This window comes from Candidatus Dormiibacterota bacterium, from assembly GCA_035635555.1.
Classification (GTDB): domain Bacteria; phylum Acidobacteriota; class Polarisedimenticolia; order Gp22-AA2; family Gp22-AA2; genus Gp22-AA3.
The window spans coordinates 36,020-50,436 of sequence record DASQAT010000043.1; the positions used below are offsets into that span (position 1 = coordinate 36,020).

The window sequence follows — 14,417 nt, forward strand, 5'->3', positions numbered from 1 at the left end:
TGGGGCGGTTGCGCCCAAGGCGATCAAGATAGAGCCGGGATCAGGCGACCGCCAGAGAGTAGAAATACCTAGGTCGACTCGCAGTAGCCGTCGAGAATGTCGGACAGACGCGTGAAATCGAACGGTTTGGCCAGGACAGGGACACCCGTCTCCAGCGCCCGCTGATGCACCGGATGGCGCTCGTCCAGCCCCGTGATGAAGATCGTGCGTTCCGCGAGCTCCCGGTTGATTCGTTTGATCTGGTGGAACAGGAAAACACCGTTGATGTCCGGGAAATTCAGGTCGAGGACCAGACAATCATGCGACTTGGTCATGGCCTCGACGATGGCATCCAGGCAGTCCGAGGCGGGGTCCACCTTGAATCCCTTGTGCAGAAGAAATTCCGAGAGGCAGTCCCGGATCGACGACTCGTCGTCGACGAGCAGGACCCTTCTCGGACGTTCGGATTGAGTCGCGTCTCGTTCCATCGTTTCTCCTCCGATCATGACTCGAGCTCCATCTGCTGAAGGGCCGCCACAACCTCATAGACCCGGCTGGGCTTCAGCAGGACAGGACAGCCTTCCTCCCTCATGAGGCCCAGCTCGGGATAGCGATCGGCCGCGGCGGTGAGGAAGGCCACGCGGCGAGCCAGGCCGGGCCAGTGGGCCTTGAGCCGGTAGTAGAAGAGGATCCCGGTGCTGTCCGGGAGGGCGAGGTCCAGAACTACGAAGGAATACTGGTTCGACGCCAGCTTCTCCCCTGCCTCGCGGCAGGTCCGGGCTATGTCCACGTCATAACCGTGGACGCCAAGGCCAAGAGACAGGACTTCCGCGACAGCGTGATCGTCGTCCACAATGAGCACGCGACGCCGCTGCTGGCTGAGCGCCTGGGGCCGGTCCCGACGGACTCGAACGCCCTTCGGGAGCCAAGGTTCAATCAACGCCTGGATTGTCATGGTCTCTCTCGCTCCTCTCTCTTCTGTATTCAAATGGGTAAATTTATAACATATGCATATTTGATAAAATAGCAATGCATAATTTGTAATATGACTATGCAACTAACGATAGATTTCAGAACTGCGATCCCTTCAGAACGATCGCTCAGGCGGCGCCGGCCGACACGCGAGCCGGCAGCGGGACGCGCGGTCCGCGCGTCATGACCCTCTCACCGAAATAGCGCGCCAGCGGCTCGCCGCCCGGCCGGATGCCCAGCTCCCAACAGAGATGGTCCGGCGCCCGGCCGGAACAGCTCAGGTGGCGGGCGTGCAGCCCCTCCTGGTGGTGACCGACACAGAGCGTGACCAGGTTGTCCTCGTCATCGCTCCCCTGCTGCGACCGGAAAATGATGTGGTGCTCGTTCAGGCCGCTACGCGAGGTGCAGCCGGGCACCCTGCAGCGCCAGCCGTCGCGCTCGAAGATCCGATAGCGCCTCTTGAATTGAGGGTCGTCCGCGTTGTCCCAGGTGTCGCGCAGCGCGCGGACGAAGAGAAGGAAGCACTCCCAGTCGTCGAGCCTCGTCCCGGCGGCGGCGCGACACGCGCGCAGGGCGCTGTCCCAGAGCGCCGCGACATCCAGAGGGGCCCAGAAGGCGATCCGCCGCCAGGATTGCCGGCCGATCGACGCCACGACCGACCCCTCGGGACCGGACAGAGGCGCCGACGTGTGCAGATGCGTGTCGCCGGGTCGATCGGGCGCCGATGTGTGCAGGCATGCAGGATCGGCCGGCGCGCGGCCGACTTCACCCGGTGAAGGATCGACCGGCGGGAGCGGAGACGCGCCGACGTGTGCAGCTCCGGCGCCCTCGACCTCGCACACGATGACGGCCTCCTCGAGACGGCGAACCGTCACCTGACGCGCGTAGCGTATCCAGCGACTCTGGGTGGCCGGAGAGACGACGCGCACCAGGAGTCGCGCCTGGCACCAGGAGACGATTCCGCGGCGGTAGGCGTCGGCCACGAGCGGCAGACCACGCAGCCGCCGATCGAGCGCCATCAGATAGCGGGCGCGGCGGAGTGACATCGGAAGACGGTTGCCGATCCAGTCGTCGAGGGAGGCGAACCCCAGCTCGCGGTGCAGGCGCGATGAGGCGAACGCCGCGAGGAGACGCCCCTGCCGCCAAGCGAGCGATTGCCGCTGCCGCACCAGCCTCCGGAGCAGCGCGTCGAGATCCCACGCGTCGACCTCGTCGTCCCCGCCGCCGGGCGGCGGCACCGACATGATCGCCTCGAGGTCAGCCGCCGCGCCGAGCGAAGCGAGGGCCTCCCGCACCGCGTCGCACGCCTCGATCCACGCCGCCGGCTCCGAGGCATCCGGACCGGCGACGCCGGAGTCCGGCTCCGCCCCTCTCCCCCTGTCCTCCCCCGTCGCGCCGTGCGGACCTTTGGCGTCAACCGCGGCGTCGAACGCCTGGGCGAGGCCCGATGCCGAAGCCTTCGGCTGGATACAGGAGACGTCGGGCACTCCGGAGAGGAACTCGGCCGCCAAATACTCGGCACAGCGCCAGGCCGGCTCCTGCTGCCCGGCGACCCGCCGCACCAGATCCAGCGTCCAGTGCCAGACGCCGACGACCGACGCCGGCGCCGAGAGAGACAGGAGACGGCCCGGCTCGTCCTGCTCGATGGTCTCCGATGCGGACGCGACCGCCGCCCCGGCCGGTGGAGCCTGCCCGTCCGCGGGCGCCACCGCCCCGGCAGTCGTGTCGCCGCCGGCGCCCGCCGCACGGACCACGTCCCGCAGGAGGGTGACGGTCAGACTACGGGCCCGCTCGAGCCAGAAGGCCTCCGACTCCGCCGTCGCGACGCCGGCGACCGATTCTACCTTGGAGAGCGACACCTCGCCCGCCTGCAGCGCCAGCCCGAGGCCAGGGAGAGATTCGACGATCCGCTCGAGACGGAGGATCGATTGACATCTACGCAGGCTCATCCCGAGCCGCTCGGTCAGGTAGTCGCCGAGACGGACATATCCCAGAAGACGGTAGAGCCGCTGCGAACGCAGGCGCTGCAGGCCCGGCGCCAGACGACGATCGACGAGCGTGCCGGCACGACCGATACGAAGGAGAGTGCGTTCGAGGAGATGCGCCGCGAGCAGGCGGGACACGCCGGCCGGTGCGGGCTGCAAGGTCGCGGCCGGCGGCTGCTGAGTGGAGAGAGCACGGATCGCGGAAGCATCGACGCCTGGCCGGAGCACCGTGACCTCCTTTCGAAGAGGCCAAGGGAGTCGACGCGGGTCAGTGTAAGTATGGATAAGAGAAAATCCGGAGTCAACAACTGTCTGCAAAAAGTTCAAGCGGTCAGGGAGGCCGCGCCTCGCGGGACCCGGGACCACGCGCGTGGTGTCGGATCGCCCTCCACTTCGAAGCGAAAGCCACTGACCTCTGATCCGTGCTAGGCTCGCCGCAATGCTCGAGGCAAGGCTGCGCACGGATGGATCGGTGGCCGACGTCGTGCGAGCCTCCACTATCGTGACAGTTGAAGAATTCCCGGACGAGACATTCATTTCCCTCGACGGACTGCCTCAGTTACGCGGTTGGCCGCGTTCAGCCTCGTGCGCGGAACCGGCCCTCGCCTCCTGGAGGGGTGGCTTCTCATGCGCAGTCTGGAACCGGACCCGAGAGGAGCTGCACGCCTACAGGGATCATTACGGGGCAAGACCCCTCTACTATCGCGAGGTGCCGGGGCGCCTGGTTCTATCAAGCGAGCTGCCCGCGATCCTGGATTACCTCCCGTCCGCTGCACCTCTCGACGAGGCTGCGGCGGTCGAATACGTCGTCACCGGCGTGCTCTCCGAAAACCGAACGTTCCATCAAGGCATACGCCGCCTCCCAGCAGCCTCACGGCTGGTTGCGGGCCCGGGTGGTCTGCGGATCGAGCGCTACTGGACTCCTTGGACCGGACCATGGCAAGGCGATCGCGACCCCGGCGCCCTCGACGAAGAGTTCCGCCGACTCTTTCGTGGCGCTGTCACGGACACCCTCGCCGGCCCCGGACCCCTGGGTGTTCTCCTTAGCGGAGGCCCCGACTCGTCGGCCGTGCTGGGCATGGCCGCTCGGCTGGGACGAGAAGCGCCGGAAGATCTGGAGTCGCCCCGGGCCGCGCTCACCATGGTTTTCGACGCGGTCCGCCAGTGCGACGAGGGGGAGCGCGCGCGCCAGACCGCCACTCTGCACGGCGTCCCTTGGCGTCCCGTCCGCGTCGAGGATCGATCGCCACTGCACGGACTGGAGGAATTTCTTCTCCGCTTCGGCGAGCCGCCCTGCTCCGTCAACCTCGGCCTGGAAGCGATTCTCTTCGAGACCGCCCGCGAGGAAGGACTCGTCGCCCTGCTCGACGGACACGACGCCGATGCCCTCTTTACGCCATCGGCGGCCTACCTCGCCTTGCTCTTGCATGATCTGCGTTGGGGACGCCTCACGAGCGAACTCGTCAATTTGAAGCGTCATCACAAATTGTCGCTCCGGCGGCTCTTGCGCTCGGCGGTCACGCCTCTCGTGCCGGGAGGAGTGAGACGCCTCCGCCGACGAGTCCCTGCCTGGATTCGCCCGGATGTCGCACGTCGCACGGGGCTCGAGGAACGGCTCCAGCCTCGTCCGCCCGCGGCGGACTTTCATGAATCCGAGGCGAATCGTGCGCTGGCGCCGTCCGTCGGCCTGGCGCTCGAGGTCACTCGCTGCCTCGAGCGGATGTACGGAGTGGAGGGCCGGCACCCCTTCTTCGATCCAGACCTGGTGAGATTCGTGCTCTCGCTACCTCTCGAAACGCGCTACCGGTCCGGAGAATCCAAGATCCTCCTGCGCCGTGCCCTCGCCGAAATGCTGACCCCCGCGTCACGCGGAAGGATCGACAAGACCAACTACGTGCCCTATCTCGACTGGTCCCTGCGCACCCATGTCGGACGTCACCTTGCCGCCCTCGCGGAGCGCGGCTCGGTCTGGCTCGATCCTTATGTCGACTGGCGCCACGCCCGCCCGATGATCGCTGATTTGCTCGCGGGCCGTCCAAGCGATCGGATGGCGATCTGGAGGCTTGTTGCCCTGGAGCGCTGGCTTATGCTACGCTCCGACAAGCACGTCACTCACGAGGTCTCCGATGAAACAACAGTCGCGTGACAAGAACGTGAAGCGTGATTCCGGCACGCGTGCGAGCACAACACGACGAAACGCCAAGCGTCCCTACCTTCCACCGCGAGTCGAACTGGGGGGCTCTGTCTTCGAGCGAACGAAAGCGCTCGGAGGGTCAGGTAAGGACGCGCTCAGCGGCTCCGGGCTGCTCTAGGTCGAGACCTTCTGAACGGCCGCCGCAGGGACTGGAGACTCCCCTCCCCCGTCTTCGGCGTCTCTCTGGCAGAACGGCGATCTGACCGCGCTGCGAGTCGCAGCGCGGTGTTGGTGCGGCGCCGCGTGGGCTTGATCCCGCCGGCGCGCGGATTCAGTCCACTGCCTCAGGCCCCGCCCCTCGGCCGGCTCTTCTGGAAGCGGTCCCGAGCAACGCGCTCGATCCTCTGGGAAGCCAAGGCGCTCCTGCGCGTTTCCGATCGCAACGGAATTCGAATCGACACCGCTCCCGGAACCGATCCAGCCGCTCTCGAAATCCTGAACCTCGGCCTCGCGCTGCTCCTCGCCAGACGCGGCCACCACCTGCTGCATGCCGCGGGGCTCGCCCGGCGCGGACGGTGCGCAGCCATCCTGGGCCCGCCCGGGGCCGGCAAATCGAGCTTGACTCTTGCCGGTGCCTGTCGCGGCATGGAGGTAATCTCGGACGAGATCGTGCCGTTCAGACGGCGGGCAAAGATCTTCACATGTCACGGGGGAAACCCGCTCATCCGGGTCGACCCGTCGCACTCTGCCCGCTGGCCCGAACCGGTGGCGACTGCTCTCCGTCACGCACGCAGAAACCAGCCGGGCGAATCCAAGCTGGTCCTCGACGTGCGGCGATTCGAATGGTGCTGCGCTGAAGGAATGAATCAACTCCACCTGTTGTTCCTCCTGGGCCCCCGGCTCACCGAACGAGGACCGGCCTTTCGCCTCTCACGAATCTCGGCCGCAGAGGCGCTGCTGGGGCTCCTCCAGAGCACGTTTGACCGGAGGGTGCAATCTCCACCCGAGCGACGCCGCCATTTGCGCGCCTGCGCGGCGCTCGCCCGGTCAGTTCCGGCATGGCGCCTGTCCGTACGCCAGGGATTCGAACACGTCCTCGCGGCGGCGGGAGAGATCGATTCGATACTGTCAGGGATGGTGACGGGACCCATCCATCGCCTCGCGCCGGCGCAAGGGCACGTAGTCCGACGCAAGCGGATCGAGCGCGTACGCCGATCGCCAGGGGCGCCGAACACCCTCCTCGACGTAGCAGCGCCAGAGCCACATGAGCAATCTTCAAACACGAGTTCCCGAATGGAGACCAGACGCAAGCGCAGCGAGAGGACCAACGTCGACGCGGCGGCCCGCGGAGTGGATCAGCGGCTCGCCCGCCTGAGGACGACATGACCGGCGGCGCCGCGGTCGAGCGGCGCTCCGTCCACCTCGACCCAGGCGTGCGCGTCGACCGGCGTCCCGGCGCCTCTCACCCCGATGGCCAGGCGCGCCTCGTACCCGAGGCTGCGCAGGAGACCCACGCCGGCCAGCGACTCCTTGAGGCACGAAGAGCGGAACGGCGTCAGCTCGTAGGCGCGGCCTACGGCGGCGAGCGCGCTCTGCGCCGAGATCGATCGTGGCCTTCCCAGAGGCTGCCGCTCCAGCCGCTCGAGCAGCTCCCCGAACGGGCGGCGGCGACGTCCCCACTCGACGCGCGCGACCCACGCCAGGGCCCGGATGGTCAGCGCGGTCCGGGAGGGCACCTTCATGTCTCCCGGATCGCCAGCCCGTGTCTCTCGAGATCGGCGAAGAGCTCCGCCAGGTCGGCTTCCAGACGCCCGCGCTCGACCTCGATCTCCTCCAGGAGGTCGTCCACGAGCGCATCCATGCCGGGGCTCTTCTCGAGAAGCCGCCAGGCGCGGGCGGCGGTCGGATTGAGCCTGTAGTAGGCGCCTGTCTTCAGATTGAGAGCCACCGCTTCGTCGTCGACGAACTCGAACGCCACATCGCGGCCGATGCGCCAGCGCCGCATATCAGCGGCCATCGTCTCTCCTGGCGGCGAGGCGCCCGCGCGAAAACGCCACCCGCGCGACCACACCCGCGACGCGCCGGGCCCGCGAGCCGACGTGCAGCCGTCCGTCGCGCGCAGCCGGCCGGACGACGTGCGCGGCGCAGCGCCGCACCGGCAATGCGAGCCCGTCGAACTGCAGCGGGAAGACCAGCCACGAGAAGTACCTTCCCCTGTCGGAGAACGGCACACGCAGACAGCGCTCCAGCCACGGAAGGAGAATCGCCTTGGGGTGCCGCTCCGGCGTGAAACGCGAGCGGACGCCGAGCGCCCGGTGGGCCAGCATCAGGGCGAGATCCAGCCCGTCGACCGCGCGGGCCTCCGCCAGACGGCGCCTCACCTCGGGCACCTGCTCGTCGAAGCGACCCACGTACGCCGCGAAGTCGACGAGCGTCTTCAGCGTCACGGCGTGCCGCCACAGGTGCAGGCAGAGCACGAGGCCGACCAGGTCGGGAGGGAGATCGTCCTCCTCCCACTGCCCGCTCCAGAACACCGTGTGGTCCAGTGGCACGAGCCGCGGGAGCTCGACGTACCAGTGGAGGTCGAGCGTGTAGCAGGCCGCTTCGTCCCGTGACTCGAGGAGGACCGCCTTCGCATCGGGATCGGGAAGGGGCCGGCCCGGGTCAAACGGTTCGAATCCCCAGCGCGCCGCGAGCCCGATCGCCTCGTCCCTCTGTTGCGGGCGCACCAGGAGATCGATGTCGGCGCTGGTCCGGGCCCCGAGGTCTCCGAACAGCAGCTGCGACCACGCGGCTCCCTTGAGCGCCTGGCAGGGAATCCCCGCCTGCCGGAACCGCGCGATCCAATCCGCAGTCTCGCCGCGGAGGAAGAGATTTCGCGCCAGGTTCTGCTCGTAAATCTCTCTCGCCGCCCGCACGGCGGCGTGCGGGAGCCCCTGCGTCGTCGATAACTGTCGCGCGACCAGCGGTGCTATCTCGTGGCGCCTCGACAGCGCAAGAAGATCGACAATCTCCCTCTCCCCGGGAAGCGCGACCTCCCCGCAAGCCGGCGGACGCTCATCCTTGCCGAAGAGCGTCCGCAGCACCTCCAACAGCAGGTCATGACCTGTGCGCGGATGTGCGGTCGTATTGAGCACGATGTACGATCCCAGATTGAGGGGAGAGTAGAGCCGAGGCGCGGGGGCGTCAATAGGGGTCGAGACCCTAGTCTTCGGATCGTGACGATGCGGCGGAAGTCCTGTGTCCGACACGCCTGACGGCGTGACCGGAAATCCGGTAACGTCCAGAGCACTCCGCGCAGCGCATGGTCGCGCCGCGCCCCTTCAGGCGGGCTCCGCATTCGCAGACGCGGCCGACGACGCGGCCGGGATTCCCCACGACGAGCGCGTGGGGCGGCACGTTCCGGGTCACCACGGCGCCCGCGCCGATCATGGCGCAGGTCCCGACCGTGATGCCGCAGAGGAGCGTGGCGTTCGCGCCGACCGACGCGCCGCGCTTCAGGAGGGTCGATTGCACCGGGCCGCGATAGACCTTGCTGCGCGGCCGGAGATCGTTCGTCAGCACGGCGTTCGGGCCCAGGAAGACGTCGTCCTCCGCGACGACGCCGTTCCAGACCGCGACACCGTTCTTGACCGTCACGCGATCGCCCAGCACGACGCCGCTCTCGACGAAGCAGTGCTCGCCGATGTTGCAGTCGGCCCCGACGCGCGCTCCGGACATCACGTGCGCCCAGGCCCAGACGCGCGTCCCGGGGCCGATCGCCTCGGTCTCCACCAGCGCCAGCGGATGCTTGTAGAACGCGCCGCCCGGCGTGGCCGATTTCCCGTTCCCGCCGCGCCGGCGCCGCGAGGACACCTTTCGCCGTGCGCTCCCCCTGGGCCGTGTCCTCGTGCTCACACCGGGACCCGCACCTGGCCGTTACGCAGTGAACGCTGCGCCGCGCTCAGCACGCGGGTCACCTTCAGCCCGACCTCGCCGCTGCTGCGGGGAGAGGCGCCGCGCGCGATGCACTCGAGGAAGTGCGAGCACTCGGCGCGCAGAGGCTCCGACTCCTTCAGCATGGGCGTGACGATGTCGCCGTAGCGGTACGAATAGTGGAACTCGCCGAACGAGTCGTAGTGCTTCGGTCCGTCCACTCCCCTGTCGTACAGACGCAGCTTCTCGTTGCTCGAGAGATCGTCGTAGACCAGCATCTGCCGATTGCCGACCAGCGTCATCTGACGGACCTTGCGGGGATCGAGCCACGACACCAGCAGGTTGGCCATCAGCGCGGGACCGAACTCCAGCGTGACGATCGCGACGTCCTCGACCCCCTGCGTGACGTGCGCGCTGCCGATCGCCGAGACGTGGGTCGGCATCATCCCGAGCACGTAGAGCAGGATCGAGACGTCGTGCGGCGCGAGATCCCAGAGGACGTTGATGTCCTTCTGGAACAGCCCCAGGTTCACGCGCTCGCTGCGGATGTAGAGGATCTCGCCCAGCGCCGACTCGGCCAGCATCTCGCGCATGCGGTTGACGGCCGCGGCGTACTCGAAAGTGTGGCCGGCCATGAGCACGAGGCCACGCTTGCGGGCCAGAGCGATCAGCTCCTGCGCCTGCTCGACCTCGGTGACGAAGGGCTTCTCGACCAGAACGTGTTTGCCCGCCTCGAGCGCCATCCGGGCGAAGGGATAGTGCGTGTGGACCGGTGTCGCGATCACCACGGCGTCCAGGTCCGGGTCCCGCAGGACGGTCTCGGCCTCGGTCTCGATCCGGAGCCAGGGATAGAGCTCGCTGACGTGCGCGCGGCGCTCCTCCGAACGATCGGCCGCGGCCATCATCTTCGCCCCCAGGCGACCGAGCGTCGAGAAGACGCGGACGTGGTTCGGGCCCCAGTAGCCGCAGCCGACCACCCCGATCCGGATCGAACCGGCCACCGCTCCTCCGATCAGTAGGCCCGGCCGAACAACAGGGCCGGCAGCGTCTTGAGCAGGATCTTCATGTCCTGCTCGAGGGACCAGGTCTCGATGTACTGGATGTCCAGGCGGACCATCTCCTCGAACGACAGCGCGTTCCGCCCGCTGACCTGCCAGAGACCGGTGATGCCCGGCAGCGTCTCGAGGCGGCGCTTGTGCCACTCGGTGTAGCGCTCGACCTCGTACGGGATCGCGGGACGCGGGCCGACCAGGCTCATGTCGCCGCGCAGCACGTTCCACAGCTGCGGCAGCTCGTCGAGGCTCGTGCGGCGGAGAAGGCCGCCGACGAACGTCACACGCGGGTCGTGGACGATCTTGTGCACGCCGGCGGCGACGGCGGACGAGCGGCCGGCGGCGTCCACAGGAGACGCGGCGACCTGGGGAGTCGGCTCCAGCGCAGCGGCACCGACGGATCGCGGGACCGCCCGCCCTCCCCCGCCGGTCCGTCCGTAGATCCAGTCGCTCGTGTAGTCCTTGTGGATGCCGGCGTCGCTGCCGACTCGCATCGAGCGGAACTTGAGAAAGGTGAAGGTGCGGCCTCGCAGACCCACGCGCGTCTGCCGGAAGTAGACCGGTCCGCGAGACGTCAGCTTGATGGCCGCGGCCGCCAGCAGGAAGATCGGCGACGCCAGCAGCAGAAGAAGCGACGCGAGCCCGAGATCGAAGGCCCGCTTGAGCGCCCAGTTGAAACCGACGATCGCCGGGCCGCGGAGACCGGCCAGCGGCAGGTCCCCGACCTGGTCGAACGTCAGCCGCTCGAGGAGCATGTCGTAGAGATCGGGCACGACCTTCCATTTCACCTTGATGCGCAGGCAAGCGCCGACGATCTCCATCACCCGCTCGCGACGTGCCGAAGGGATCGCGATGATGATCTCGTCGACTCCGTTCTCACGCACCAGGCGATCGAGGTCGCCGGTCGTGCCCAGGACGCGCCGGCCCTCCAGCGAGGCGCCGATCTTCCCGGGGTCGTCGTCGAGGAATCCGACGAGCTCATAGTACGACGGTCGCCCCAGGAGCACGCCGCCGAGGTGCTGCCCGACACGGCCGAAGCCGACGATCAGGACGCGCCGGCGCGCAGCGGGGTTGGCCTGGACGGCGGCCCGATAGCGGCGATAGAGGTTGCGCGTCAGGACGAGCGCCGCTACGACGAGCGGGTAGAAGATGAGGACGGTGGCGCGCGAGTACGAGTGACCGCGATAGAAGAAGGTCAGCGCCAGCGCCGCCATCGTGCCGCCGGCCGCTCCGCGCGCGATGCGGAACGCCTCGGCGAAGCGCCCGAAGCGCCCCGAATAGAGCCTCTCGTAGCGGAACAGCAGGATGAACATGACCGCCAGCAGGGTCGCCGGAAAGAGGTAGGGTCCGATCTCGAAGTGGTGCCCCGGCACCGGGTCAAGGATGACGCCGCTGTGCCGCAGGATGGCCGCCCCGAGGAACGTGGAGAACACGATCCCGCCGTCCAGCAGGGCCTGCTGCGCCCGTTCGAGGAAGATGTCCTTCGAATACATCCGGCGTACCTAGTGGGACTCGTCGCGGCTCATCACGCGCCGGACGGTTTCCAGGAGGAACGGCAGGGCGACCGGCTTGATGAGGACGGCGTCCGATTCGAGGCGGGCGCCCTCGATCCTCGGATCGTCCGCAGACAGCGACAGCACCACGACCCGGCAGGCGCGGGTCCGCGCGTCGGCCCGGAGCCTCTCGCGCAGGGCGCTCGCCCCGTCCGTGGCGAACTCCAGATCGGTCACCAGCAGGTCGGGAGGGAAGGTGTCGATCCAGGCCAGCGCCTGCCGGGAGTCGCGCGCGGTCGCCACGTCGAAGCCCGGGGCGAACGAGTTCAACGCCTCGGCGGCGAAGGCACGGCTCGCGTCATCGGCATCGACCACGAGCGCCTTCGGTCTTTCGAGGGACTTGCTGCTCGCGGCGGCCTGAGGTCTAAGACGCCACCGCTCTGGCGAGAAGGCCTCCACACCCACCTCCAGAGCGAACGAGGCGCATCATAGGTGCGCCCGATCCGCCTTGTCAATCGCCAGCGGCCAGGCGGACGGCCGCGCCGAGGATCTCCGCCACGATCTGCCCTCGCAGCTCCGGGTTGCGAAGTCTCGATCGAGCGGCGCTCTTGACCATCCGGATCGCCCCGAGGTCCTCGGCGCCGCGCACGAAGACGAGACGGTGCAGCGCTTCGAGCGCCGTATCGACTGCCGCCTGTCGCCCCGTGAACAGGCTGTAGGTTGGAACCCCCATCACCGCTGCCTCCCGGTTCATCGTCCCACCCGCGCTGACGACGAGATCGGCGTGATAGACGAGGTTCGGGCCATCGATCTCCCGATCGGGGACGACCACCGATGGAAGCCCGAGCGCGAGCGCCCGGTCCCTCTGGTCCCGGGTGCGCGGCAGCAGCACGACTCGCACGCCGGGATCCCGGCCCACCCGATCGAGCCAGAGGTCGAAGAGAGGATTCTTGAAGCGGTGATAGATCGCGAAATCCGCCGGAGGTCGCGCGACCGCCACGACGCAGCCCCGCACCACGTCTTCCGCCAGAAGACCGTCGAAAACGCTGGCCTCGGGCTCAAAGTCCTCAAGATAGACCTGTTCCTTGAAGCCCGCGTACCGCCTCACTTTTCGGGACGACGCCCCGTAGCGGGCCACCGACCCGTCCGGCACGGCGCGCGGCAGGAGGATCCGGCTGGCCATCCGGAAACTGATGTGGTTGGCCGGCGTGTGCTCGTAGTCCATCAGCGTGACGAACGGGATGCCGAGGGAGCGCGCCGCCAGAGCCTGCGCGTACGAATTGTGGCTGACGGCGATGTCGGGCCGCGCCTTCCGGGCGAAGCGGCGCAGCGCCGCGGCCCTGGCCACGATCTCCCGCGTCTTCCCAAGTGCCGACCGTCCGCCGTGCCGGCCGATGCTCTCGACCCGAAGCCCGTGCATGCGCGCGAGACCGAGCGTCTGCGCGAAGTCGCGCGCCGTGCAGGTCACCTCGATCCCGCGCCTCTCCATCTCCTTGAGGATGGGAGCGAAAAACAAAACGTGCGGGGAATTGGCCAGATCGATCCAGACCTTCACAGCTCAATCCCACAACGGACCAATTCCGCTAGGGCACGGATGCCCCACGCTTGCGACCAGCGCATGAATGGGATCTTTGCTAGGTATGTGCGCCGAACCTGATAATGGAAAAGACCATGCTCGTCGAGCAGATTGCTTATCATCCAGCGACCAACGGCGGCGGCCTGAGCCTCGCAAGTTGCCTCAACATCGCGCAACTCCAGGAACGTCAGGATTCCTTCGGCCGCACTGTGGATGTCCAACGGGTACTTCTTCCCCAATCCAAAGTATGGTTCACCCGCGCTCCCAAAGAAACTCGACGAGTAGAACGCGCCGCCCTTCCGAACCGCCTCTCCTGTCCTCTCGTCATTCGTGATTCGCCGATAGGCGTTCAGAGCCCTTAGAATGAACCCAGTATGGAACGAATCTACCCATTGCTGGTTTCGAGCTTCACCATACATCCAAGCGCCGTCGGGCCGTTGCTTCGCCAAAGCATACGCCACCAGCGGCGACGCTTCCCGGATGAGATCCTTGCGCCCGGCGCGCTGTCCTGTAAGGAGCAGAAGGCGCGCGCCCAAGAGGCTGGCGTTGTAAACGACGCTCCGATCTAGTGGTGAGTACGAGAGACACGTACCAGTTGAGTCCCGAGTGCGATTCAACCCGCGGAGTACAAAGTCACATGATTCCTGGGCATTCTCGAGATAGCGCCCCACACCTGTGGCAGCATGTGCATCTAGGAACGCCTCCCCTGCGAAGGAGGTCACCACCACGGTTGGTGTTCCTGCTGGGAGGTAGAAGGATCGTCCCTGCCAGGGAAAGTTGTATCCCCAGCTCATGCCGGGATGGAACGCGGATTGCGACTCTTCTAGTGCGGCCGCGAGGGGCTGTACGTACGGTCGAAGTTCGCTCCCCTCCCCGGTTCTTGCCGCCGCTGAAAGCAGCAGGGCCAACGCCTTGGGATTAAGTCCTTCCTTGATGCCGAGCACCGGTCTGAGGTTGACCGGGGATCGCTTTACCACCTGGGTGAGCACTAGCCTGAATGAACGGCTGCGGCCAACAACGGGCAGACGCACAATCGGCGAGAGCAGCCCGTCGTATGGGTCAAAGCCACGCCAGCCACTACGCGACGCGACGGCGAAGCCCTGTCTCAATTTGGCAATAATCTCCGCCTGTCGTGAAAAGCCCGAACCTGCCCGCGTCTCGGCCGCTCGCAGAGTAGCAATCACCCCTGCACCCTCATTGAAACTGAATACCATCACGATTAGACTTGACTGCCCTTTGGGATAGACAAAATAGAACCAGTCCACAGAAAACATGAAATTCGATGCTGGAAGCGTGCGCGCGTCTCATGGG

At 67.1% G+C, this 14,417-nt stretch carries 13 protein-coding genes; 1 reads left to right on the plus strand and 12 read right to left on the minus strand.

Annotation, left to right across the window (positions count from 1 at the left end):
* Window positions 1-68 precede the first annotated feature (68 nt).
* The 3 genes from VEW47_12195 to VEW47_12205 all read right to left on the minus strand — a co-directional run bounded on the left by VEW47_12195 (window position 69) and on the right by VEW47_12205 (window position 3,164).
* A complete protein-coding gene (locus tag VEW47_12195) occupies window positions 69-467 on the minus strand; it encodes a response regulator (GenBank protein HYS05944.1) in 399 nt (132 codons plus the stop codon).
* Window positions 468-481: 14 nt separating this feature from the next.
* Window positions 482-934 carry a response regulator gene (locus tag VEW47_12200; protein ID HYS05945.1) on the minus strand — a complete coding sequence of 151 codons (453 nt, stop codon included), beginning with the start codon at window positions 932-934 and terminating at the stop codon, window positions 482-484.
* Window positions 935-1,079: 145 nt separating this feature from the next.
* A complete protein-coding gene (locus VEW47_12205; protein ID HYS05946.1) occupies window positions 1,080-3,164 on the minus strand; it encodes an HNH endonuclease in 2,085 nt (694 codons plus the stop codon).
* A 244-nt stretch (window positions 3,165-3,408) separates the two neighbouring features.
* Between VEW47_12205 and VEW47_12210 the strand changes: the two genes are divergently transcribed.
* Window positions 3,409-5,082 carry an asparagine synthase-related protein gene (locus VEW47_12210; GenBank protein ID HYS05947.1) on the plus strand — a complete coding sequence of 558 codons (1,674 nt, stop codon included), beginning with the start codon at window positions 3,409-3,411 and terminating at the stop codon, window positions 5,080-5,082.
* Between the two features lie 1,343 nt (window positions 5,083-6,425).
* Here the strand turns inward: VEW47_12210 and VEW47_12215 are convergent.
* The 9 genes from VEW47_12215 to VEW47_12255 all read right to left on the minus strand — a co-directional run bounded on the left by VEW47_12215 (window position 6,426) and on the right by VEW47_12255 (window position 14,380).
* Window positions 6,426-6,806, minus strand: a complete 381-nt coding sequence (locus VEW47_12215; protein ID HYS05948.1) for a lasso peptide biosynthesis B2 protein — start codon at window positions 6,804-6,806, stop codon at window positions 6,426-6,428.
* 2 nt (window positions 6,807-6,808) lie between these two features.
* Window positions 6,809-7,087 carry a PqqD family protein gene (locus tag VEW47_12220; protein ID HYS05949.1) on the minus strand — a complete coding sequence of 93 codons (279 nt, stop codon included), beginning with the start codon at window positions 7,085-7,087 and terminating at the stop codon, window positions 6,809-6,811.
* Window positions 7,077-8,207 carry a nucleotidyltransferase family protein gene (locus VEW47_12225; GenBank protein ID HYS05950.1) on the minus strand — a complete coding sequence of 377 codons (1,131 nt, stop codon included), beginning with the start codon at window positions 8,205-8,207 and terminating at the stop codon, window positions 7,077-7,079. The genes VEW47_12220 and VEW47_12225 overlap by 11 nt, the downstream gene beginning before the upstream one ends.
* 67 nt (window positions 8,208-8,274) lie before the next feature.
* Window positions 8,275-8,925, minus strand: coding sequence for an acyltransferase (locus tag VEW47_12230; protein HYS05951.1), 651 nt, complete (start codon window positions 8,923-8,925; stop codon window positions 8,275-8,277).
* A gap of 38 nt (window positions 8,926-8,963) precedes the next feature.
* Window positions 8,964-9,986, minus strand: coding sequence for a Gfo/Idh/MocA family oxidoreductase (locus VEW47_12235; protein ID HYS05952.1), 1,023 nt, complete (start codon window positions 9,984-9,986; stop codon window positions 8,964-8,966).
* 11 nt (window positions 9,987-9,997) lie between these two features.
* Window positions 9,998-11,530, minus strand: coding sequence for a sugar transferase (locus tag VEW47_12240; protein ID HYS05953.1), 1,533 nt, complete (start codon window positions 11,528-11,530; stop codon window positions 9,998-10,000).
* A gap of 9 nt (window positions 11,531-11,539) precedes the next feature.
* Entirely contained in the window at window positions 11,540-11,905 is a 366-nt protein-coding gene (locus VEW47_12245; protein ID HYS05954.1) for a response regulator, read from the minus strand.
* 136 nt (window positions 11,906-12,041) lie between these two features.
* Complete coding sequence (locus tag VEW47_12250; GenBank protein ID HYS05955.1) at window positions 12,042-13,085, minus strand: DUF354 domain-containing protein; 1,044 nt, start codon at window positions 13,083-13,085, stop codon at window positions 12,042-12,044.
* Entirely contained in the window at window positions 13,082-14,380 is a 1,299-nt protein-coding gene (locus VEW47_12255) for a hypothetical protein (GenBank protein ID HYS05956.1), read from the minus strand. The genes VEW47_12250 and VEW47_12255 overlap by 4 nt, the downstream gene beginning before the upstream one ends.
* Window positions 14,381-14,417: the final 37 nt, after the last annotated feature.